Origin of the sequence: Pueribacillus theae (assembly GCF_003097615.1) — a bacterium.
GTDB lineage: Bacteria > Bacillota > Bacilli > Bacillales > UBA6769 > Pueribacillus > Pueribacillus theae.
On record NZ_QCZG01000005.1, the window covers coordinates 17006 to 41492 of the forward strand.

At 41.0% G+C, this 24487-nt stretch carries 21 protein-coding genes; 20 read left to right on the forward strand and 1 reads right to left on the reverse strand.

Annotated elements, in window-relative coordinates; genetic code table 11:
* The first annotated feature begins 16 nt into the window (after positions 1-16).
* From DCC39_RS03805 to DCC39_RS03865, 13 genes are all read left to right on the forward strand, one after another.
* Positions 17-1597, forward strand: a complete 1581-nt coding sequence (locus DCC39_RS03805; RefSeq protein ID WP_240613522.1) for a class I adenylate-forming enzyme family protein — start codon at positions 17-19, stop codon at positions 1595-1597.
* Positions 1598-1713: 116 nt separating this feature from the next.
* Entirely contained in the window at positions 1714-3000 is a 1287-nt protein-coding gene (locus DCC39_RS03810) for an ABC transporter substrate-binding protein (protein ID WP_116553564.1), read from the forward strand.
* A gap of 48 nt (positions 3001-3048) precedes the next feature.
* A complete protein-coding gene (locus DCC39_RS03815; RefSeq protein ID WP_116553565.1) occupies positions 3049-4317 on the forward strand; it encodes an ABC transporter substrate-binding protein in 1269 nt (422 codons plus the stop codon).
* 72 nt (positions 4318-4389) lie between these two features.
* Complete coding sequence (locus DCC39_RS03820) at positions 4390-5256, forward strand: branched-chain amino acid ABC transporter permease (RefSeq protein ID WP_116553566.1); 867 nt, start codon at positions 4390-4392, stop codon at positions 5254-5256.
* A 6-nt stretch (positions 5257-5262) separates the two neighbouring features.
* Positions 5263-6273 (forward strand): branched-chain amino acid ABC transporter permease, encoded by a 1011-nt coding sequence (locus DCC39_RS03825; protein WP_116553567.1) that lies wholly within the window; start codon positions 5263-5265, stop codon positions 6271-6273.
* Positions 6260-7036, forward strand: a complete 777-nt coding sequence (locus DCC39_RS03830; protein WP_116553568.1) for an ABC transporter ATP-binding protein — start codon at positions 6260-6262, stop codon at positions 7034-7036. Before DCC39_RS03825 ends, DCC39_RS03830 begins: the two co-directional genes overlap by 14 nt.
* The gene (locus DCC39_RS03835; RefSeq protein WP_116553569.1) at positions 7020-7721 is read left to right on the forward strand and encodes an ABC transporter ATP-binding protein; all 702 of its coding nucleotides are present in this window, start codon (positions 7020-7022) and stop codon (positions 7719-7721) included. Before DCC39_RS03830 ends, DCC39_RS03835 begins: the two co-directional genes overlap by 17 nt.
* Position 7722: 1 nt before the next feature.
* Positions 7723-8475, forward strand: a complete 753-nt coding sequence (locus DCC39_RS03840; protein WP_116553570.1) for an SDR family NAD(P)-dependent oxidoreductase — start codon at positions 7723-7725, stop codon at positions 8473-8475.
* Positions 8476-8501: 26 nt separating this feature from the next.
* A complete protein-coding gene (locus DCC39_RS03845) occupies positions 8502-10031 on the forward strand; it encodes a class I adenylate-forming enzyme family protein (protein ID WP_116553571.1) in 1530 nt (509 codons plus the stop codon).
* A 32-nt stretch (positions 10032-10063) separates the two neighbouring features.
* Entirely contained in the window at positions 10064-11629 is a 1566-nt protein-coding gene (locus DCC39_RS03850; protein ID WP_116553572.1) for a class I adenylate-forming enzyme family protein, read from the forward strand.
* A 39-nt stretch (positions 11630-11668) separates the two neighbouring features.
* Positions 11669-12790 carry a CaiB/BaiF CoA transferase family protein gene (locus DCC39_RS03855; protein WP_116553573.1) on the forward strand — a complete coding sequence of 374 codons (1122 nt, stop codon included), beginning with the start codon at positions 11669-11671 and terminating at the stop codon, positions 12788-12790.
* Positions 12791-12816: 26 nt separating this feature from the next.
* Complete coding sequence (locus DCC39_RS03860; RefSeq protein WP_116553574.1) at positions 12817-14028, forward strand: acyl-CoA dehydrogenase family protein; 1212 nt, start codon at positions 12817-12819, stop codon at positions 14026-14028.
* 155 nt (positions 14029-14183) lie between these two features.
* Positions 14184-15251 carry a phosphotransferase family protein gene (locus tag DCC39_RS03865; protein ID WP_240613523.1) on the forward strand — a complete coding sequence of 356 codons (1068 nt, stop codon included), beginning with the start codon at positions 14184-14186 and terminating at the stop codon, positions 15249-15251.
* 35 nt (positions 15252-15286) lie between these two features.
* Here the strand turns inward: DCC39_RS03865 and DCC39_RS03870 are convergent, their stop codons facing one another.
* Complete coding sequence (locus DCC39_RS03870) at positions 15287-17410, reverse strand: sigma 54-interacting transcriptional regulator (protein WP_116553576.1); 2124 nt, start codon at positions 17408-17410, stop codon at positions 15287-15289.
* Between the two features lie 207 nt (positions 17411-17617).
* Between DCC39_RS03870 and DCC39_RS03875 the strand changes: the two genes are divergently transcribed.
* From DCC39_RS03875 to DCC39_RS03905, 7 genes are all read left to right on the forward strand, one after another.
* Complete coding sequence (locus DCC39_RS03875; protein ID WP_165820769.1) at positions 17618-18403, forward strand: enoyl-CoA hydratase/isomerase family protein; 786 nt, start codon at positions 17618-17620, stop codon at positions 18401-18403.
* A 2-nt stretch (positions 18404-18405) separates the two neighbouring features.
* On the forward strand, positions 18406-18615 hold the full coding sequence (locus DCC39_RS03880; RefSeq protein WP_116553578.1) for an acetyl-CoA carboxylase biotin carboxyl carrier protein subunit: 210 nt from the start codon (positions 18406-18408) through the stop codon (positions 18613-18615).
* Positions 18616-18689: 74 nt separating this feature from the next.
* On the forward strand, positions 18690-20087 hold the full coding sequence (locus DCC39_RS03885) for an acyclic terpene utilization AtuA family protein (RefSeq protein ID WP_240613524.1): 1398 nt from the start codon (positions 18690-18692) through the stop codon (positions 20085-20087).
* Positions 20065-20412 (forward strand): AtuA-related protein, encoded by a 348-nt coding sequence (locus DCC39_RS03890; protein ID WP_116553579.1) that lies wholly within the window; start codon positions 20065-20067, stop codon positions 20410-20412. Before DCC39_RS03885 ends, DCC39_RS03890 begins: the two co-directional genes overlap by 23 nt.
* Before the next feature lie 18 nt (positions 20413-20430).
* A complete protein-coding gene (locus DCC39_RS03895; protein ID WP_116553580.1) occupies positions 20431-21576 on the forward strand; it encodes an acyl-CoA dehydrogenase family protein in 1146 nt (381 codons plus the stop codon).
* A 125-nt stretch (positions 21577-21701) separates the two neighbouring features.
* Positions 21702-22886 (forward strand): acyl-CoA dehydrogenase family protein, encoded by a 1185-nt coding sequence (locus DCC39_RS03900; protein ID WP_116553581.1) that lies wholly within the window; start codon positions 21702-21704, stop codon positions 22884-22886.
* A gap of 14 nt (positions 22887-22900) precedes the next feature.
* Positions 22901-24487: an acyl-CoA carboxylase subunit beta gene (locus DCC39_RS03905; protein WP_407071831.1), complete on the forward strand. Its 1587-nt coding sequence runs from the start codon at positions 22901-22903 to the stop codon at positions 24485-24487.

The window sequence follows — 24487 nt, forward strand, 5'->3', positions numbered from 1 at the left end:
AGTGAGGGGAGAGCGTTTGGTAAAAAAACAAATAGTTTTTGGCCGCGAAGTGAAAGTGTTCGCAGATAGGCCAAAAACAATAACTGAAATGTTAAACAATTCTGCTGCTAAATTTCCAGATAAAGAAGCAGTCGTATCAGATAAAATTCGAATGACTTATAAAGAAGCAAAAGAGAGAATCGATACCATTTCAGCTAATTTACAAACACAATTTCATTTGAAAAAAGGCGATCGAATCGCTTTACTTCTCAATAATTGTATAGAGTTTTTCTTAATGGTTTTCGCAAGCGCACAATTGGGGGCGATTGTTGTTCCGCTGAATACGAAGCTGAAAGAAAAAGAATTGACATTTATGCTTCTCCATTCAGGCACAAAATTACTCGTTAGTGAAAGCGATTTCAAAGGAAAGGTGGATAGTATTTTTTCAAAAGCGAAACTACCAGATTTAAAGCAGGTGTTTTTCGTAAATCATGAGGATTCAAAAGATACCAAATACCTTCCTTTCTCAGTTTTAGAAAAGAGCACCCCATTCAAAAATAGTGTTCAAGTAGATGAAACAGATCCGCTTTTTATCGTTTACACATCGGGAACAACCGGCACCCCGAAAGGAGCGATTGGCAGTCATATCGGTGTCATTCACAGTGCGATGAATTATGAAAAAATACTTGGAACCAACGAAGAAACAAAAACGTTAATAGCCGTTCCATTATTTCACGTAACAGGATTAATAGGACAAATGCTGCACATTGTTCTTGTCGGAGGAACATCAGTTATCATGCCGCGTTATCAAACGGAATCTTATATTCAAACCGCGGCAGAAGAAAAAGTGACATTCCTTTTTAACGTTCCAACTATTTATATCATGATGATGTCACACAAGTTATTTAGACAGTACGACTTTTCATCCGTTAAAACGATTGCTTATGGCGGAGCGCCGATGTCCTATGAAACAATCTATCAGCTAAGAAAGTCTTTTTCTAACGCCAGCTTGCAAAATGCTTACGGAGCTACAGAAACGTCGTCTCCGACAACAATTATGCCCGCTTCTTATCCGGATTCAAAAATAGAGTCAGTCGGTTTGCCGGTCCCTGTTGCAGATTTAAAAATTGTAAATGAAGATTTGGAAGAATGTGGACCGAATGAAGTAGGAGAGTTATTAATTAAAGGCCCGATGGTTGTAGAGGGCTATTGGGATAATGATGAAGCGAACCGAACGGCGTTCATAGATGGATATTGGATTTCGGGTGACATGGCCCGGATGGACGAAGAAGGATTCGTCTACATTATGGATCGAAAAAAAGACATGATTAACAGAGGAGGGGAGAAGATATTTTCTGTCGAGGTTGAGAATGCGCTATACAACCACCCATCCGTTCTTGAAGCAGCCGTCGTCGGTGTACCTGATCCGGTGTACGGGGAACAAGTGAAAGCATTTATCGTAAAAAAGGAAGGAACAGAAGTAAGCGCTGAAGAGCTTAAGTCTTTTCTCTCTGAACGCCTTGCACGTTATAAAATCCCTAAAGAAATTGATTTTATTTCAGAGTTGCCAAGAAATCCCGGGGGAAAAGTATTAAAAAACATTCTTACAAATCAATGAGCTTCAATATCTTCATTCTTTCGAAAACGCTTTCTTTAAAGGGGGTGATTGATAATCAAAAGATAATTGCTGGAAATTTTGGGGTCAATTAAAAAATACACAGAGGAGGATTTTCAATGAAACTTGGAAAACGATTCGTATTTTTCGTTGCCGGTTTACTTTTGGCAATTGGGTTAGTTGCTTGCGGAGGAGAAAAATCAAATTCAGGCGGCAACGGGGCAGATAAGAAGGAAGATGGAGATAAAAAGGCTTCAGAAGTTGCTCAAGGTGTGACAGATGATGAAATTAAAGTAGGGCATCTTGGACCTCAGACAGGCCCTACCGCAATCTATGATTTAATTCGAAAAGGAGCAGATTCTTACTTTAAATATGTCAACGAAAATGGAGGGGTCAATGGAAGGCAAATAAAATTTATTGCTTATGACGACCAATACCAACCTGCAAAAACGGTTCAACAGGCAAAGAAACTAGTTGATGAAGATAAAGTTTTTGCAATGCTCGGAAATGTTTGTACGCCTTGTAACACAGCGGCAAAGGACTATTACATTGAAAAGGGCATTCCTATGATCATGATTAGCACTGGAGCGAAAGAGTTTGTCGATCCGCCTTTAAAAAATTATATGGGCTCAAGCATTATGAACTACCGTGTTGAAACAAAAATCATGCTAGATTATGCGGTCAAAGAACTTGGCGCAAAGAAAATTGCATTGGCTTACCAGAACGATGACTATGGGAAAGAAGGTTATGAAGCAGTTAAAGAAGGTGTTAAAGATTATGATGGGGTAGAAATCGTAGTAGAAACACCATTCCTATCTACAGATACGGATTTAAGCTCACAAGCCCAGAAAATTGACCAGGCAAAACCTGATACAGTCTTTATGATTTCGGTTCCTAATCCAGCGGCAAACATGAAAAAAGCTTTGCATAAAATTGGTGTAAAAGATATCAATTATTTCGTATCCTCCGTTGGTGCCGACGATAACAATTTATTTGAACTGGCTGGAAAGGAAGTTTGGGAAGGTACGTACAGTGCCGCTACGTTGCCTAAGCCTGAATTTGCCAAAGATGATGAGGATGTTCAGCTATTTGTAGACCGATTCAAAAAGGATTATCCAAATGATCCGACCGAAGGATTTTCTATGGTAGGATGGGCAGCGGGTCAAGTCTTTGTAGAAGCTCTAGAAAAAACAGGGGACGATCTAACTTGGGATAACTTCCTTGAATCATTTAATTCTTTCGATAACTGGGATGGTTCATTATACGCGGGAGTTTCTTTCTCACCTGAAAACCATTACGGCTTAACATCTACATTCTTAACCCAAGCGAAAGATGGACATATTGAGCCGATTACGAAACCAGCGACATTTGATCCAGCAACTGGTGAAATTAAATACTCGGAATAAAATATATTCATAATCTTTTAAATTTCGGTGTCGTTGGGAGGCGTTTCAGTGAAATTAAGTAAAACCTATTTGGTTCTCCTCGCAGCAATGGCAATGAGTATAGTTTTAGCCGCCTGTAGTGACAAGACTACAGGCGGCAATAATACCGAAACAGACGAGAAGAACGAAAAAACCGCACAAGGAGTAACAGATGAAGAAATATTGATTGGCCATCTAGGTCCGCAAACAGGACCAACAGCTATCTATGACCTAGTTAGAAAGGGAATTGAAACACACTTCGAATATGTGAACGAAAACGGTGGGGTGAATGGCCGCAAACTAAAATTGATCGCTTATGATGATCAATACCAGCCTGCGAAAACTGTGCAATTAGCGAAAAAGTTGGTGGACGAAGATAAAGTGTTTGCAGTCCTTGGAAATATTTGTACGCCTTGTAACACAGCTGCAAAAGACTATTACGTTCAAAAAGGTGTACCGATGGTCCTCGTAAACTCAGGAGCAAAAGAATTTGTGGATCCACCAATTGATTCCTATATGGGATCAGCCGTGTTCAATTACCAGGCTGAAGCGAAAATATTTTTAGATTATGCCGTAACGAAACTTGGGGCAAAAAAAATTGCACTTGCTTATCAAAATGACGATTTTGGAAAAGAGTTTTTTGAATCAGCGAAAGAAGCAATTGGAAATTATCCTGATGCCGAAATTGTTACTGAGGTGACATTTCTAGCAACTGATACGGATTTTAGTTCTCAAGCGAAGAAGTTGGAAAATGCAAATCCTGACGCGGTTTTGAATTTCGCCACTCCTAACCCGGCCGCAAATTTGAAAAAAGCAATGCATAAGATTGGATTGGATCAGCCGGATTATATCGTTTCGACTGTTGGGGCAAATGATACAAACTTATTTGAACTTGCTGGTAAAGAAGTTTGGGAAGGCACATATAGCGGAGGAATATTCCCTATGCCTGAAACGTCTACAAATGATGAAGATGTCAAATTATTTGTAGAACGATTTAGCAAAAATTATCCAAATGATCCTGCGACAAGCTTCTCTGAAAATGGCTGGGCAGTTGCTCAAGTGTTAGTAGAAGCGATTAAAAGAACGGAAGGCGACTTAACATGGGAAAATTTCTTAAACGCGTTCTATACGTTTGATAACTGGGATGGCTCATTATATGCAGGGGTTACATTTTCTGAAGACAATCATTATGGATTGACATCAATGTTTATGACAGAAGCAAAAGACGGAAAAATTGTACCGATTACTGAACCAATCACAATTGACCCTTCAAGTGGTGAAATTAAATACAACGAATAATAAAAATAGTGGGCAGATCGTTTTGTCATTGTCTGCCCATCTCTTTTATAAAAGAAGGAAGGTGAACATTCGATGCAAATCATTGTAAGCGGTTTAATTTTTGGGTGTATTTATGCCCTTGTTGCATTAGGATTAGTTCTCATTTTTAAAACGACTGAGATTGTCAATTTCGCCCATGGTGAAATGGCAATGGTAACGACATTTGTTAGTTTTGTCTTTCTGACAAAGTATGGTTTTTCATACGGAGTCTCCCTTGTATTTGCGTTTGTGTTTGCCGCGATATTTGGACTTGTTGTTTATTTTGTTTTTATGAAGCGAGTGCAATCGTCCCCACATTTAAATCAAATTGTACTAACCTTAGGCTTATTTATGGTATTTAACGGGCTTGCCGGCTTGATTTGGGGATATCAGCCATCTTCATTTCCCGAAGCGATTGGCGGTGATCCGTTTAAAGTTGGCGGAGTGTATATAACGAAAAACGAACTGTTTATTGTGGGGATCACGGTTCTGTTAATGCTGTTGTTTTTCCTTTTATTCCGCTACACAAAAATCGGGCTTGCGATGCAGGCAGCTTCTCAAGATATTATGACATCGGAATTAATGGGGATTAAAGTATCAGGTGTCTTTATGGGGACTTGGGCGATTGGAACAGTGCTTGGAGGAATTGCCGGAGTTATGACAGCGCCGATTACGTTTTTAAGCCCAAACATGATGACGGAAATTATGATTATTGCTTTTGCTGGAGCGGTGCTTGGCGGTTTTGTGAGTTTGCCTGGTGCGGTCATTGGAGGCCTTATCATTGGGGCTTTTGAAAATGTGGTTAGCTATTATATTTCACCAGAAATGAAGATCGTCTTTACATTTTTGCTCATCATTATTGTGTTATACATTCGTCCTCAAGGAATCTTTGGTGGGGCTAAACTAGTCAAAAAGGTGTGATGGACAATGAATAATTTAATTGGAAATAAAAAAGTTTGGCTGGCCTTGCTCGTTCTTTTTATGCTTGTATATCCATTTGTCGTGGGACAGTCCGGGTACTTAATGACGCTTTTTGTCATGATAACGATTTACGCCATTTCGGCAATGTCTTTAAATTTATTGGTTGGATATGGAGGACAGATTTCAGTTGGGCATGCAGGGTTTTTAGCGATCGGGGGCTATTCAGCAGCGATTCTCGCTTCAAAGTTGGGCTTGCCATTCTTGCTTGCACTTCCTCTTTCTGGCGTAATTACTGGATTGATTGGCCTCGTTATCGGCCTTCCGGCGGTGCGTTTAAGCGGGCATTTTCTCGCTGTGGCGACACTTGGTTTCGGGCTTTCCATTCCGCAAATCGCTCTCAATTGGGACAGTCTGACAGGAGGCTATTCAGGTTTAGGATTATTTCGTCCTTCCTGGCTTTCAAGCGATCTGCAATTTTTTTACGCGATTGTTTTGTCAGCCATTCTTATTACATGGCTCTTGTATAACATTTTGAAAAGCCGGTTGGGAAGGGCATTTCTTGCGATTCGCGAAAGTGAAGTAGCGGCACAGGCGACAGGAATTAATATCTCTTTTTATAAAACGATGATGTTTACCGTCAGCGCCTTTTTTACCGGGTTAGCAGGCGGGCTTTATGCGTACTGGATCGGATTTGTCAGCCCGAATGATTTCACGGTTGTTACGTCATTTTTACTCTTAGGAATGATTGTTGTAGGAGGATTGGCGTCGCTGCCTGGTGCAGTGATTGGAGCAATTATCTTTACCATTCTGCCCGAACTGACAAGCTCTTTCGTTGGCTTAACAAACATTGCGATTGGAACGGCCATTGTGCTCATTATTTTGTTCCGTCCAGCTGGCTTAATTTCTGTCGTTGATCGGTTTAAGAAGAAAAAACAACCTGTAAAAATAATAGAAGAAAATGATCAAATTCCTTTGCCAGATGGGGATGGAGGTGCAGCTAAGAATGTTAACCTTTAAAAACGTTACTGTTCAATTTGCCGGTTTAACTGCTATCAATAAACTTTCTTTTGATGTTCCAGCTGGAAAAATTTTTTCAATCATCGGTCCAAATGGCGCAGGCAAAACAACGGTTTTTAACTGCATTAGCCGCTTTTACACCCCTGTTAGCGGTGAAATTGAATTTAATGGGAAAAATCTGCTGCAATTTAAACCTCATCATGTCATCAAGGAAGGGATTGCACGCAGTTTTCAGAATGTGGAATTATTTGCGAATATGACGGTGCTTGATAATTTGCTGACAGGTCTTCATCCAACATTAAACAAAAATATTTTTTCAATCGCGCTGAATTTTCCTGCGATAAAAAAATCAGAACGTGAAGCAGTCGCAAGAGCGAACGAGGTCATGGAACTGCTCGATATTAAAGAGCTTGCAGATGAAAAAGTAAACAATCTGCCTTTCGGTTACCAAAAAATGGTCGATATCGGCAGGGCGATGATGTCTGATACAAAATTAATTTTATTAGATGAGCCAGTAGCAGGAATGAACCCAGTGGAAACTGAGAAAATTAGCGATCTTATTTTGCGCTTGAGAGACGAGATGGGCTTTACCGTACTTGTAATTGAACACGATATGTCACTTGTTATGAAGGTTTCTGATTATGTGACTGTCATGAACTTCGGCCAGAAAATCGCTGAAGGCGTTCCTCAAGAAATCCAAAGAAACCCAGTTGTTATCGAAGCTTACTTAGGGGAGGTCGACGACGTTGCTCCAGTTAACTGATATCCATGCATATTATGGCCATGTCCACGCGTTGAAGGGGGTTACTTTAAAAGTGCCCGAAGGGGCAATCGTCTCGTTGCTTGGGGCAAATGGTGCAGGTAAAACAACGACGTTAAATACAATATCAAGGCTCATACAGCCTAGAAAAGGAAAGTATGAAATGGCTGGGGAGTCGATGATGAAAAAGTCGACGAGCCAAGTCGTAAAAAGCGGCATCATCCATTGTCCTGAAAATAGAAGAGTTTTCCCGCTGCTTACAGTCGAAGAAAATTTACTCATCGGTGCGTATAGCCGCAAGGATAAACAGGTGAAAAGCGATATGGAAAAAGTATTTGCCTATTTTCCAAGATTAAAAGAAAGAACGAGCCAAAAGGCAGGTACGTTAAGCGGCGGAGAGCAGCAAATGCTTGCAATTGGCAGATCATTAATGGGCAAGCCGAAAGTCCTGCTGCTTGATGAACCATCGCTTGGAATTGCTCCCCTTTTAGTAAAAGAAATTTTTGAAATTATTAAAAGCATTAATAAAGACGGAACTTCCATTTTGCTTGTTGAACAAAACGCACATATGGCTTTGGAGATTTCTGATTATGCGTACGTACTTGAAAACGGTAGGATTGCATTAAGCGGAAAATCAAAAGATTTAAAGAACAATGACGATGTCCGCCGGTTGTATTTAGGAGGGTAATATGTTTTCTCTTAAAGGAAAAACCGCAGTCGTAACAGGAGCGAGCCGCGGAATCGGAAAGGAAATTGCATTGACATTGGCTTCCGCAGGTGCCCAAGTTATTGTAACGAGCAGAAATCTTGAAAAACTTAATGGAGTAAAGCAGAAAATTGAATCATTCGGCGGAACAGCCACTGCCATACAAGCAGATATGGGAGATTTGAAACGTATTAACGCTTTTTTTGCTGAAATAGTAGAACGCTTTTCCAAGCTTGATCTTTTAATTAACAACGCAGGAACGACTGTTTTAAAAAGAGCCTTCGATATTCTAGAAGAAGATTGGGATAACGTACTTAACACGAATTTAAAAGGACTATTTTTTGCAAGTCAGGCCGCTGCCAAGCTAATGAAGGAAACTGGCGGCGGGAAAATCGTTAATATTGCTTCGGTTTTGGGGGCTGTTGGTGAAGAACTGGCTGCCCCATACATTGCAAGCAAAGGCGGAGTTATCCAGTTGACAAAAGCGCTTGCGTTAGAATGGTCGCGCTTTGGTATTCAAGTGAATGCTGTTGGTCCTGGTTATGTAAAAACGGAAATTAATGCAGAATTGCTGGATAATGAGAAAGCTGGCAGTCATATTAGGAACAAAATTCCGATGCGGAGATTAGGATCAACGAAGGAAGTTGCTTCAGGTGTCCTTTACTTATGCTCCGATGAAGCTTCTTATATTACCGGCCAAACATTGTTTATTGACGGCGGGTGGCTTGCACAGTAAAAAGCGTTTTAGAAAGGGGAGGTTAAATGAACCTGGCCTATGCTTTAGAGAGAAATGCAGCGATTAAGCCTGATGAACCAGCTATCCTTTTTAAAAACCATTCATATACATACAAACAGATTAATCAAGAAACGAATCGGTATGCAAATCTATTTGAAAAATATGGCATTAAAAAGGGCGATTGTATCAGTATTTGGCTTCCAAATGGAATGGAATTTATTTACGCTTTCTATGCGATTTTAAAAATTGGCGCACTAGCTGTTCCGATAAATTATTTATTCAAGAAGGCGGAAGCACTCTATATATTGAAAAATTCAGATGCTAAACTGCTTGTCACTGATAATGGCAAGTTGGAATTTGCTTTCGAAATGCTTGAAGAGCTTCAAAAATTGGAAAAAATCGCGGTCAATGAGGATTTGTTTTCGGATAATGCGAACCTTATCTCGTTAAAAAAGGAATTGAAAGTTGCCAGCAATCATAAAATAGCCTGTGAACTTTCACCTGATCATGGGGCCTGTGTCTTATACACGTCCGGTACAACGGGACAGCCAAAAGGTGTAGAGCTATCGCATTTTAATGTAAGCTTGAACGCAGAGTTTTATGCAGACAGCATTGGATTAACGGATAGGCATTACGGATGTATTGTTACGCCATTGTCACATTTACTTGTGTTAATGGCCGGGCTCATTTTAATTTTTATGAAGGGCGGCAAGTTTTACTTGTTTGAAAGATTCAATGCCCAGGAAGTGGCTTCAAAAATACATCAGGAAAAAATCAATTTTTTCATTGGTGTACCGGCGATGTATTACATGTTTTTAACATTGCCTGAAGAAGAAAAATATGACATGTCTTCTTTGCAAATTTGCATTACAAGCGGTGCACACATGCCTCTTGAAGTGAGAAGGAAATTTGAAGAGCGTTTCCAGACATTTACAATTCAAGCCTATGGACAAACAGAAAGCTCTCCGGTTATTACTGTGGATCAAATCTCCAAAGAAAGACGATTTGAAAGCGTGGGTCTCCCTCTTCCGCATATTGAGGTGAAAATTGTCGATGAAAAAGGCAATGAGCAGCCTCCTGGAAAGCCTGGGGAAATTATTGCGCGTGGACATTGCGTCATGAAGGGCTACTGGAAGAACGAAGAAGCGACGAAAAATACCGTAAAGAATGGTTGGCTTTATACAGGGGATATCGGAAAAATGGATGAAGACGGTTACGTTTATTTGCTCGATCGCCTGAAAGAAATGATCATATCAGGCGGCTATAACATCTACCCTAAAGAACTGGAGAATGTCCTTTACCAGCATCCGGCTGTTCTTGAAGCTGCTGTTATCGGTATAGAGGATGAAAGATTAGGAGAAATTCCGAAAGCTTTTATTGTATTAAAAGAAGATAGTACCGTCACTACGAAAGAAATTAAAAAATTTTCCGAAAGCCAACTAGCTTCCTATAAACGAATCAGGGAGGTTGAATTTGTAGAAGAAATCCCAAAAACTCCGACTGGAAAACTGATGAAAAGGCGGCTCGTTGAGCAGGAAAACGCGAAACTGAAGTGAGAAAAACAATCGTACACAATAAGGAGGTTGAAATGAATCGTTCCTTATACACATTGAGCGGGTTATTTCAAAAGGCGTTTTTTAAATATAGAGAAAGAACAGCTGTAACAATTAATAATCAAGCCTATACTTATGAGATGTTGTATAAGTCCGCGAATCGGGTCGCTCATGCATTAAAAGAAAAGGGAGTCAAAAGAAATGATTCTGTGGCGCTCTTAATGTCTAACTGTTATGAATATGTCGCAAGTGACTTTGGAATCATTTTTTGCGGAGCAGCTAAAGTCCCTTTAAACGACATGCTAGGGGAAACAGAAATTAGGCATATATTAAAAGACTCTAAAGCAAAAGTGCTTATCGTTGATGAACATTTCATACCACTCATTCAGAAAATAAGAGAAGAGCTTCCGGAATTAAAGACAATTGTAGCCGTTTCTGCTGTTCCTCACGAAGGAATGCTTTCTTGGGCAGAGGTTCAGGGGAATCAACCGGAAGATCCGCTTAACAATGACGTGAAGCCTGAAGATCGCGCCCTGATTATTTATACGGGGGGAACAACTGGGTTGCCGAAAGGCGTTGTCCATTCTCAAAAAAATATGTCGATCAATAATTTTTCCCATATCATTGAAGCGGAAATCCAAGGGGATGAGCGAATTCTTATCATGTCTCCTTTGCCCCACAGCGCCGGCATGATATTACAAGCCGGCTTGCTTAAAGGAGCCACATTCTTTATTGAAAGAAAATTTGATCCCGCTCTTGTTCTTAACCGGATTGAACACGATAAGGTGACCTTTATGTTTATGGTTCCTACGATGATCTACAGGGTGATGGACGAATTAAATGATGAAAATAGAGATTTGTCTTCTCTTCGGACAATTTTATACGGAGCTGCCCCTATTACAGAAGAAAGGCTGAAAGAGGGGCTGAAATTATTCGGTCCCGTATTCACCCAGCTATACGGACAGTCAGAGGCGCCAAATTTTATAACTCGTCTTGACAAAACGGATCACCTTGTTTCGGTTGAGAACGCTTCAAGACTTCGAAGCTGTGGAAAGCCTGTCATGATGAGCGAAGTGAAAATTGTCGATGAAAATGGCGATGAGGTGCCGCCGGGTGTACAAGGTGAAATCACCGCAAAAACGCCTTACAACATGTTAGAATACTTAAACTTGCCTAAGAAAACGGCTGAAACACTAAAAGACGGATGGCTTCACACCGGAGATATCGGCATGAAAGATGAGAATGGCTACATCCATTTACTCGATCGAAAAAATGACATGATAATTAGCGGAGGATTAAATATTTACTCAACCGAAGTAGAAAATGTGATTCAGAAACACGAAGATGTAAGCCAAGTGGCAGTCGTAGGAGTTCCGCATCATGATTGGGGGGAAGCGGTTGTTGCCTTTGTCGTAGCAAAAGAAGGATCTTCCGCTACAAAAGACGAACTGATTAAATATTGCAAAGAAAAGTTAGCCGCTTATAAATGTCCAAAAGAGATTCATTTTATAAATTCATTACCGTTGACCCCCTACGGAAAAATAGATAAAAAAGCATTGCGGAAACCATTCTGGGAAGAGAGTGAAAGAGGGATTCATTAATTTAAAATAAAAACAACAAAGAAGAGGGGATGAAAGAATATGGGCTTACCTTTAAAAAACATTCGTGTGTTGGATTTAACAAGACTTCTTCCGGGCCCTTATTGCAGCCAACTTTTAGCTGACTTTGGCGCTGAAGTAATTAAAGTAGAAGAACCGAATCTGGGAGATTATGCTAGATGGAATGAACCGAAAGCCGGCGAATACAGCGCCATGTTTGAATCGTTAAACCGGAATAAGAAAAGCGTTGCAATGAATTTAAAAGATGAAAAAGACCGCAATCTTTTCAAGGAATTGGTCAAAACCGCCGATGTACTGATTGAATCATTTCGGCCAGGCGTAATGGACAGGCTTGGAATCGGCTATGATATTTTAAAAGAAATTAACCCGAAGCTCGTGTATTGCGCAATTACAGGTTATGGACAGAACGGCCCGTACCAAGACAAGCCAGGCCATGACATCAATTATTTAAGTTATGCTGGACTTCTGCATTTTAATGGCAGAAAAGGTGAAAAGCCAATTCCTCCAGCAACTCAAATAGCTGATATTGGCGGCGGAGCACTTATGGGAGCGGTAGGCATTTTAACAGCTTTAATGGGGAGAAACGAATCAGGAAAGGGGCAATTTGTTGATATTTCAATGACAGATGGCGTTGTTTCATGGCTTCAATCAATTTTACCTGAGTTTTTAGCAGGAAATGAAAAGCAAAAAGGCGAACTAACGTTATCAGGCGGCAAAGCATGCTACGGAGTATATGAAACGGCTGATGGGAGATATCTATCTGTTGGCGCTCTTGAAGAAAAATTTTGGAAAGTCTTTTGCGAAGGAATCGAGCGCCCTGATTTTATTCCATTGCTTGAATCGCCAATTCAAGTTCAAGAGCAATTAAGAAAGGAGATTGAGCAGATTATTTATAAAAGGTCATTAAAAGAATGGATGGACATTTTCGAAAATGCCGACGCTTGCGTCTCCCCGGTATTAACATTAGAAGAAATGATCAATGATCCCCAAATTAAGGCAAGAGACATGATTGTAAATTTTGAAGATACAAGGCAAATAGGCCTCCCTATTAAACTATCAGACACTCCAGGAGAAATCCGTACAAAAGCGCCAAAACTCGGTGAACATAATGAAGAAGTCTTTTCAAAACTGCAACTAAAATAATTTTAATTTAACAAGGAGCTATTAAAATGAACTTTACTTACTCTGAAAAAACAAGACAACTTCAAGAGAAATTAAATGCGTTTATGGAAAAATATGTTTACCCAAATGAAAAAACATATGAGGACCAGCTAAATGAAGGCGGGAACAGGTGGAAAATTCCGGCAATCTTGGAAGAATTGAAAGCAAAAGCGAAAGAGGAAGGCCTCTGGAATCTCTTCTTGCCTAAAAATGAAGTGGAAGACGGCTTGACAAATCTTGAATACGCACCGCTCGCCGAGATTATGGGCCGTTCGTTAATTGGCCCAGAGATTTTTAACTGCAACGCACCTGATACAGGAAACATGGAAGTGTTTTTAAAATATGGCACGGAAGATCAGAAAGAAAAATGGCTCAATCCACTACTGAATGGAGAAATACGCTCGGCGTTTCTCATGACAGAACCTGAAGTTGCCTCTTCTGATGCAACCAATATTGAATGCAGAATCGAGCGTGACGGAGATGAATACGTTATTAACGGGCGAAAATGGTGGTCAACGAATGGCGGCGATCCACGGACGAAAATATTCATTGTCATGGGGAAAACAGATCCAAACGCGGAGCGCTATAAACAGCAATCGATGATTCTCGTACCAAGAGACACGCCAGGAGTAACTGTAAAGCGCACACTGTCTGTTTTCGGTTATGATCATGCGCCAACCGGACACGCAGAAATTATTTTGGAAGATGTGCGTGTACCCGCTGAAAATATATTGCTTGGCGAAGGAAGGGGCTTCGAAATTGCGCAGGGAAGGCTTGGGCCAGGAAGGGTGCACCATTGCATGAGGGCAATCGGCGCAGCAGAAAGAGCGCTTGAGCTCATGTGCAAGCGGGCGGAATCACGCGTGACATTCGGGAAAAAACTATCAGAACAAGGCGTCATTCGAGAGTGGATCGCAAACTCCCGAATCGAAATTGAACAAGCCCGTCTTCTAACTTTGAAAACAGCCTATATGATGGATACGGCTGGCAACAAAGAAGCTAGAAAAGAAATCGCAATGATCAAAGTCGCTGTCCCTGAAGTTTGTCTCAAAGTCATCGACAGAGCAATCCAAGTCCATGGAGCAGGAGGCGTTTCAGACGACTTTCCTCTTGCAGAACATTGGGCAAACGCCAGAACGCTCAGATTTGTAGACGGCCCGGACGAAGTTCACCGCCGCGACATTGCAAGAATTGAATTAAAGCCTTATCGAAATAAATAATTATTCGCACAGCTCCCGTAGTGGGGCTGTGAATATTTTCACTTAAAAATTTCTCAGTAAAAAAGGATTTTTAACTTTTATATCAAATGTATAAATTGTGCTTATTTTTAAAAAGTAACAACGAGACGGGAACGAACGAAACGGGAGGGAACGAATTGACTGTAAAAAAAGACGAAGGGCTTATCCCTGTTCGAGAAGGAGAAGATTTCGACAGGAAAAAAGTAGAAAGTTATTTGCGGAAGCATTTGGATATTCCAGATGCTCCAATGGAAGTGAAACAATTTCCTTCAGGCTCTTCTAATTTAACTTATCTTATACGATTTGGCGATTGGGAAGCTGTGTTAAGAAGGCCGCCATTCGGTCCGCTGCCGCCTAAGGCGCATGATATGAAAAGGGAATCTGATCTATTAACAAAGCTGTATCCAGAATTTAATATTGTACCAAAGCCTTATCTTTTTTCTGAAGATGAGTCAATCATCGGTGCTCCTTTTTATGTGATGGAGCGAAAGCATGGCATCGTGCTTAACGATCGTTTTCCAGAAGATGTTGAAGTGACTGAACAAACCCGCAGAGATATTTCTTTGGCTTTCATAAAAACATTAATCAAATTGCATGATGTTGATTATAAAAAAGCGGGTTTGGAATCATTTGGCCATCCTGAAGGTTTTTTGGAAAGGCAGGTTCATGGCTGGACGAAACGTTATTTGCGGGCAAAGACGGATGATTATCCTGCTTTTGATCGAATCGCCAAATGGCTTGTTGATCATATGCCGAAGTCTAAATATACAAGCGTCATCCATAATGATTATAAGTTGAATAATATGCTGTTGTCCTATGATTTTAAAGAGGTTAAGGCTGTTTTTGACTGGGAAATGGCTACGGTTGCCGACCCGTTGTTTGATTTGGGAGTAACGCTGGGCTATTGGGTGCAGGCGGATGATCCTGAGTTTATGCGTCCCGTGTTGCCAACAGTAACCTACCAGCCAGGGTTTCTTTCCAGAAGGGAAATGATTGAATTGTATGCAAAAGAAACGGGTCGGGATGTTGATGATATGCATTATTACATCGTTTTTGCATACTTCAAATTAGCAGGGGTTCTTCAGCAAATTTACTACCGTTACAAAATGGGGCAGACACAGGATGAACGATTTGCGAATTTTAATGTAAGGATTAAAAGTTTAATCCAGCATGCGGACGATATTTCAGAAAAACAAAGCTATTAAAGACAGCGGGGCTGTCTTTAATAGCTTTTTCAATGTTAGTAAAATTTGATTTCTTTCTGAATGTCGTATTTATTTATTTTTTGGTAAAGGCTTGACCGGCTGATGCCAAGAAATTTAGCAGCTTTTGTCCTGTTTCCATGTGCTTGTTCAAGCGCTTTGAAGATTGCTTTTTTCTCTGTTTCTTCAAGCAATTCCTGCCGATTTATTTTTTCTGCGGGTCTATATCGTGGTGAATGCGGTAATAATAAACTAGTTTTGTGATCTTGGTCGAAATGAATAAATTCTGGTTCAATCCATTTCGAATCAGTAAAGTGATAGGCGCGCTCCAATATATTTTCTAATTGGCGCACGTTGCCAGGCCAATCGTACGTTTGCAGTTTTTCGATTGCTTCGGCGGTAAGGCCTATGACATCTTTGTTTTTCTTTGTTTTGAACTTTTTGATTAAATGATCGGCAAGTATCGGGATGTCGTCAAGCCGTTCTCTCAGTGGAGGGATGTTTAAATTAATAACGTGTATGCGGTAATACAGGTCTTCCCTGAATAATCCTTCTTTCACAAGCTGGAAGAGATCTTTATTTGTTGCAGCGATGATTCTTACATCTACTTTTTTTGTTTGTGTATCTCCCAAGCGTTCGAACTCCTTCTCTTGAAGGACGCGCAATAATTTTGCTTGAAGAGATTGGGGCATATCTCCGATTTCATCCAAAAATAACGTTCCTTCATTGGCAAGTTCGAATTTTCCGGGTTTCCCGCCTTTTCGGGATCCGGTAAAAGCTCCGTCTGCATAACCAAAGAATTCAGATTCGAGCAGGTTTTCTGGAATTGCCGCACAATTTATTTTAACAAATGAACCTGTCCGGTTTGACGAGCGATGGATGCCATCAGCCAACAATTCTTTTCCTGTCCCGCTTTCTCCCGTAATTAGTAAATTTGAAAAGCTTTTCGCAGCAATGTAAGATTCCTTTTTTAATTGTTCCATTTTTTTATTTTTAGAAATAAGAGAAGCAAACGGGTCGTTTCTGTTGGAAATTCTGCTTAATTCCCCCCGGTAATACGTCAGTTCGTTCTCTAATTTATCCATATGCTGGAATAAATCTTTCCATATGTCGAGCTTTTGATAAATAATCTTATAGATGTATCCAATCCTTTTGTTGCTTTGAATAATTGGCATCTGGTTGAAAATTGCTTTCTGTCCATTTATTTGGATAAGCTTAGCCTCTGGTTGATGGCCGGTCGCATCGTTTTTTGAAATGGGAAGATCAGGGGCGATTTTTTTGATTGGTTTTTCGAGAATATGTTCAATGGTTTCAATACTGAATAAATTTAGAAATCCAAGATTTGCTTTTGTGATGTTCCCGTCATTGTCTGTAATGACGACAGCATCGTAGGCGAGCTCTAAAGCACTGTCGAGTATTTTTTCAATCCGTTTCGTAGATTCAAGTTCGTTTGCTACTTTTTCAAAATCAGTGACGTCTTTCAGCACAGCCATTGCTCCGGTCGTCTTTCCCCATTCTTTAATCGGAACGAATGATGAAAATACGGTCGTTTTATTCAGATTGAAGCGTTTAACATCAATGACACTTCCAGTATGTATCACTTTCCGTAAATCATCTGTCAACTCAGGAAATGCATCTTCAATGGGCTTGCTTAACATATGTTTTTCCTTTATTTGAAATAATTGCAGCGCTGCTTCATTCATAGAGGTAATGTGTAAATGCTCGTCGACCGAAATGACGCATTCTTGAAGATTATTCATGAGTGATTTAAGGCGGATGCCAAGGTTATGCGAACCGGTAATGAGGCCTGTGATTAAATCGGATTTGGCCATGACTCCAATAACTGTATTTTTTTCATTCATAACGACCGCATGCCCGACTTGTTTTCTCAAAAGCGTATCTTTTGCTTCTGTTAAACTGGTTTCTTCATGAAGAACGACAACATCATGCTTAATCACAGATTCGATTGAGGAATCCAGAGACTGTTCTTTTAATAATAATCGATAAATTGAGTATTTCGTAACGATTCCTATTAGTTTCCCGCCTTCAATAACGCACGCTAGATCTTGGCGAAGCTCAAGAAACTTCTCAAGTACTTCGCGGGCTGTTGTTGTTCTCGTCACTTTTACAAAATTGGATGTTAAAAGGTGGCGTACTTTCATAAACACACTTCCTTTCTATTATGAATTATAAAAAAATTCTGTATAAACTTCAAGACAATTGTGCATTTTAATAGACAGTTGTTCACAGGTTTGTTTGTATATACTCATTCAATTTCCTACTAAATATGATGAGTTTATGCTGGCATGAGAATTGCATTTAAATGAAATTGTAAAAACATCATGATGAAATAAAAAGAGGTGATGTCATTGGCATACGAGACAATTTTATATGACGTGGAAGAAAATATTGCAACAATCACATTAAATCAACCTGACTTAAGAAATCCGCTTTCCGGTGATTCAACAGCAGAACTGGTTGAAGCAATGAAACGAGCGGACGAAGACAAAGAAATAAAGGCAATCATTCTGACCGGCGCAGGGAAGGCATTTTCTGCAGGCGGAAATTTAAATGGATTTAAGAAAAGCTTTGAAACTCCTGTTCCACAGCTTCATAAGGAAGGAAGAAAAAGCACTGAGCTATTCAAGCTTGGTGCAACCATAAAAAAACCATTGATTGCTGCTGTCAATGGTCCCGCTTTAGGCGGCGGAACAGGCTTGGTGGCGATGTGCCATATTGCGATCGCCTCCAGCAAGGCAAAACTTGGTTTAACAGAATTAAAATTAGGCATGGTGCCGTATGTGATTTTGCCGTGGGTTCGTAGGGCAGTTGGTGAACGAAAAGTAATGGAAATGATGTTGACTGCTGAAATACTTTCCGCCGATCAGGCAAAAGAAATCAATCTTGTTCATAGAGTAGTAGAGCCGGAAAACTTAATGGAGGAAGCACGTAAGGTTGCGAAAACGATTGCATCACATAGTCCGCTTGCCGTCGAATTGGCTTTGGATGCATTTTATAACACACAGCAAATGGATTTCATGAAATCTTTTGATTACCTTTCGACGTTAAGAATCGTTTCGTTCCGAAGCGAAGACTTAAAAGAGGGTGCATCCGCTTTTCTAGAAAAACGTGCACCAAATTGGAAGGGAGAATGAACATGCAGATCATATGTCCGATGGGCGGAAATATGTGGAAAATGCTTGTAAAAGAAGGAGACGAAGTGACAGAAGGGGAAGAAGTCGCAATCCTGGAATCAATGAAAATGGAGATCTCGATTGAGTCGGAAGGAGACGGTGTAGTGAAAGCCGTTTCCGTTGCTGAAGGTGACTTTGTACAAGAAGGGGATGTTATTTTAACACTTGAATAAAGCGAGACTTCCATCAGCGGGGGTTTACGGACGGTTGCGGCGTGATAAATTCTACAAAGCAAAGGAGATGTTCTATGATGAAAACTGTTCGAATTGGGGCTGCCCAAGGCTTCTATGGAGATACGATAGAACCGGCAGTTGACATTGCTAAAAATGGGAACGTTGATTACATAAGCTTTGATTGTCTTGCGGAACTGACGATGTCGATTCTAGTAAAAGACAAATTGAAAGATCCGACAAAGGGTTATACGAAAGATATTACCACATCAATGAAAGCGTTATTGCCTTATGTTAAAGAAAAAGGAATCAAATTGCTTACGAACGCAGGGGGGATTAATCCTGAAGGGGCCTATGAAGAGGTCGTGCGTGTGGCAAAAGAACTTGGGATAACCGGTTTAAAGATAGCGGTTGTCACGGGGGATAATATTCTTGAGCGAATTTCTGAATTGCGGGATAAAGGCGTATCGTTTAAGGATATGGAAACAGGAGATTCGTTCGAAACGGTACAAGACAAACTTTTGTTTGCGAATGCCTACTTGGGTGTGAAGCCAATTGTTGAAGCCCTTCATCAAGGAGCCGATATCGTTGTGACAGGAAGAACGACAGATACTGCTCAATTTTTAGCACCGTTAGTTTATGAATTTGGATGGAAAGAAGATGACTGGGACAGGTTAGCCCAAGGAATTTTAATGGGCCATCTTATGGAATGCTCGGCACAGTCAACTGGAGGAAACTTCAGCGGAAATTGGTGGGATGTTGAAGATATGGATCGAATCGGCTATCCAATCGCTGAAGTAAAGGAGAACGGTGACTTTATCTTAACGAAAACCGAGACAAGCGGCGGAATGGTAAACTTCGACACAATTAAAGAACAGATGCTTTACGAAATTCATGATCCGGCAGCTTATATCACACCAGATGTTGTAGCCAATTTCACGACCGCGAAACTTGAAGAAATCGGAAAGAACCGTATTTTCATCACAGGGACAACAGGCAGCCCAAGACCAGATACGTTAAAAGTTGTTATGGGCTACCCGAATGGCTATAGGGGGCAAGTGATTATCGGCTATTCCTGGCCTGACGCCGTAAAAAAAGTTAAAAAAGCTGAAAGTATTATCCGTAAGCAAATTGAACAAAGAGGCATAAAAATCGAAGAAATCATGGTCGACTACATTGGCCATAACGCTTTGCACGGCCCGACTGCAGCCCCTCCTACAGAAGAGGATGGCCTAAATGAAGTATTCATGCGAATGGCAGTTCGAACAAAATCATATCAGGACGCCGAAAAATTCCGCAGGCTTGTTGTGCCTTTAGGCTTGAACGGCCCTCCATATGGCGGCGGCTTAAATGGCGTTAGGCCACGAACATTGCTTGGTATGTGGGCAAGTCTCGTTCCGAGGGAATTTATTGAAGATGAAGTAAAGGTCCAAGTAAAGGAGGTTGAGAAAATTGCGGAAAGTTCAACTAAGTGAATTGTCTCAAGCCCGCAGCGGAGACAAAGGGAATTCTGTAAACGTTGCTTTGTTTGCTCCAAATGAAGAGATTTACAACGTTTTTAAACGTGAAGTGACTGCAGAAAAGGTGAAAGAACATTTTGCAGAGTTTGTGGAAGGTGACGTGATACGCTATGAGGCTCCTAATCTTCTTGCGTTGAACTTCCTTTGTAAAGAAGCGTTAAATGGTGGAGGCTCTTCCTCATTAAGGGTAGATGGCCTCGGAAAAACCTTTAGTTCAAATTTACAAAGAATGTACATCGAAGTTGAAGAGGAATTACTAGAAGATTTAGCTAAAAACTAAAAAGAGGTGGAAGATATCATGCCATATGCTCCATATTTCACGGAAGAACACGATCGATTCAGAGAAGAAATTCGGAATTTTTTTGAAACGGAAGTAAGGCCTTTCGCTGACGAATGGGAAGAACAAGGCTATTTTCCGCGTTCCATTTTAAAAAGAATGGGAGAGTTGGGCTATCTTGGGCTCAGCTATCCTAAAGAGATCGGCGGGCGCGGCGGAGATTATTTTATGAGTGTCGTGATGGCGGAGGAAAAGGCGCGCTGCGGAACGGGAGGATTTGGCATGGGAATCGCGGTTCAAACTGATATGGCAACTCCGCCGATTCTTGAATTCGGTACTGAAGATCAAATTGAACGATTTTTAATACCTGCGATTCGCGGCGATAAGCTTGCCTGCTTAGGGATTACTGAACCGAACCATGGTTCTGACGTACAAAGCATAGAGACGCGAGCTGTAAGAGACGGCGATGAGTGGGTTATCAATGGAAGTAAATTATATATTACGAATGGGCCGCGGGCGGATTTTATCACATTGGTAACAAGGACATCTGATGCTCCAGGGTATAAAGGGATTAGTTTATTTTTAGTTGAGATGGACCGCCCCGGCATTACAGTAGCCAAAAAGCTCGACAAAGTCGGAATGCGGTCATCCGATACAGCGGAATTAGTTTTCGAAGATGTTAGGGTGCCTAAAGAAAATCTCCTCGGTGAAGAGGGCAAAGGCTTTTACCACATTATGTGGGAATTGCAAGGCGAACGAATCATTAGTGCAGCCGGGGGCGTTGGAGGCGCACAATATACGTTTGAAAGAGCCTATCAGTATTTTAAAGATACATATTCTCCGGAAACACCTCAGTACTATGTCACATTGCAAAAGCTTGCGGAAATCGCAACAGAAATTGAAGCAGTAAGGCAATTAGTCTATGCTACCGCTTATCGATTTTGGAGAAGGGAAGCCCCTGCGCTTGAAATTTCAATGGCTAAATTAGCCGCATCCCAGCTAGGCCATAAAGTTGCCGACTTTGCTATTCAAATATTTGGCGAGAATGGCATCGATATGGATTATGGGGTTGAGCGTGCATGGCGTGACTCACGGCTATCAAGAATCGGCGCCGGAACAGATGAAATTATGAAAGGAATTATTTCAAAAGGAATAGGAGTTATATAGATAAGAAAATACGTTAACACGTTCTTTCTCAGGAAGTCAGAGGTCAGAAGCCGGATTGGTTTAAATTTGCGAAAGAGCAAATTTAGACTAATTTATTAAAAAATTCAAGCCGGAGGTCCTGCATAATGTCTCATTGGATTTTTACAGAAGAGCATAAAATGTTTCGAAAAAGCGTTCAAAAATACTTAGAAAAAGAATTGTCTCCTTATGTTGAGGAATGGGAAAAAGCTGGAAGGATTCCTGGCTCCTTTTATGAGCAGTTATCGAAAATGGGTTATATCGGAATAAGTTCGCCAGAGGAATACGGAGGCAATCATGCCGATTTAGTAACAGAAGCTGTTTTTTTAGAAGAGTTGGGAAAATATGGCACCGGTGGCATAGCCGCATCTATTAGCTATCATCTCATGTCGTTGGCTCTCCTTTCTTCCTTTGGAAGTGAAGAACAAAAAAGGAACGATTTGAGTAAAGCCATAAGCGGGGAAAAGATTGCTACACTTGCCTTGCATGAACTAGCGGTTGGTTCGAAGGAATTGAAAGATACCGAACTAAGAGCTGTTCAGGACGGAGACGATTATCTTTTAAACGGAAAGAAAAAATTTGTAATAAATGGCGGAAGTTCGGATTTTATTTGTGTGACGGCGATCACCGATCCTTCAAAAGGTTTAGATGGAACTAGCTTATTCATCATTGACAGAGAGTCTAGTCATGTAACAATAGACCGAAAAATTAAAAAATTGGGCTGGCGTGCTTCCGAAACCGTAGACTTATCCTTTAACAATGTGAAAGTATCGAAAGATGCAGTCGTTGGTGAAGTGAATGAGGCAAACAGCTATTTGGAAAAAAGCACGCAATGGTTCCAAGTCATTCAAGCGCTGCTTAGCATAGGGGTGGCGGAAAAATCGTTAGAAGATACAATTCGCTACAGCAAAGAACGAAAGCAATTTGGCAAAACAATCAACCACTTCCAGGTTTTGCAGCACAAAATGGCTGATATGGCTGTAGAGCTTGAAAAATCAAGAAATTTAACATATCGGGCATTATATTTGCTTAATGAAGGCGAAGATGCTGCCGTTGAATCTGCGATGGCGAAAGCATTTGCTGGTGAAATGGTTAAGCAAGTGGCCGATTCAGCCGTACAAATTCACGGTGGCATGGGTTATATGATGGAAACGCCAGTCCAAAGGTATTGGCGTGACGCCCGGGGAATGTCGATTATTGGAGGAACGACAGAACAATTGCATGGCATGATCTCAAAATTTCTTGAGACTGGCCCAGCAAGAAAAGATGCTGAATACTCGAAATCATTATAATATATTGCCACATCATGGAGGAGTTGAACATTATGAAAAATATTAAAGAACAAGTTCAAATGACATTGCAAGAGATAATTGAAGAAATGGAAAGACGGAAACAGAAGATTCGGGAAGAAATGGGGGGTGAAAAAGCGGTAAAACGCCAACATGAAAAAGGAAAATTGACAGCAAGAGAACGGGTAGAATTATTATTCGATGAAGGTACGTTTGAAGAAATGGGCACGTTGGCCTATCAGCTTGGCTCAGATCCGAAAAAAACGCCGGCTGACGGCATGATTGCAGGCTACGGAAAAATAAATGGCCGGGGTGCATGTGTCGCAGCATATGATTTTACAGTTATCGCAGGTTCAATGGGTCCAAGCGGCGAGAAAAAAGTAACCCGTATGCGGGAATGGGCGCTGAAACACCGCATCCCAATTATATGGCTGATCGATTCGGCTGGTGCACGAATACAAAATTCAGCTGGATCAAGTTTCGCGGCAACTGGTGGATTATTTTTCGAACAAGTGATTATGTCTGGCGTCGTCCCGCAAGTATGTGCGGTAATGGGCCCGGGCTTTGCAGGGACTGCCTACGTACCCGCTTTGGCAGATTTCACTCCGATGGTAAAAGGCACGAGCTTTTTGGGTCTCGGCGGACCTCCTCTCGTAAAGGCGGCAATTGGTGAAGACATTTCTGAACAAGAACTTGGAGGGAGTAAAATTCACTGTGAAATTTCTGGAGTCGGAGACCTTGAAGTGCAAGACGATGCGGCATGTATCGAGAAGGTACGTGAGTATTTGAGTTATTTACCGCAAAACAATCAAGACCTTCCCCCTGTTATCAAGACCTCTGATCCTATTGACCGTTCATGTGACAAACTTAATGAGTTAATTCCGACAGCGATGAATACACCTTTTGACATCATTAAATTAATTGAAGAAATTGTCGATGACGGAAAGTTTTTTGAAATCAAACCGAGGTGGGCGCGTAATATGGTGACAGGTTTTGCACGTATTGGCGGCCATTCGATTGGGATTGTTGCAAACCAACCGAAATGGCTGGGCGGAACGATTGACGTTAACGCTTCTGATAAGGCTGCACGCTTTATTAATATTTGCAACGCCTTTAACGTACCCATTTTATATTTAGTTGATACACCTGCATTTATGATTGGCTCTGCCGTTGAAAAGGCTGGAATCATTAGGCATGGCGCTAAATTTTTACATGCAACAGCATCTGCAACCGTTCCAAAGTTTACGATTGTCGTCCGAAAAGCTTTCGGAGCAGGGTATTATGTGATGAATGGAAGAGCCTATGAACCTGATTTATTCTTGGCGTACCCTCATGCTCAAATCAGCTTAATGGGTGCTGAAGGAGCGGTAAACATTGTTTATCGTAAGGAAATTGCCAACGCGGAAGAACCAGAGGCAAGAAGGCAAGAGTTGATTCAAGAATACAAAGACCGCATTTCTGTTGATCTTGTCGCAGGCGCCGCAGATGTAGATGATGTGATTAACCCTGCCGATACACGCCGAATTTTGGCCTCAGCTTTAGAAAGGACACGAGGAAAGCAAGTGGAACGTCCATGGAGAAAAATTGGTGTTGTTCCTGTTTGA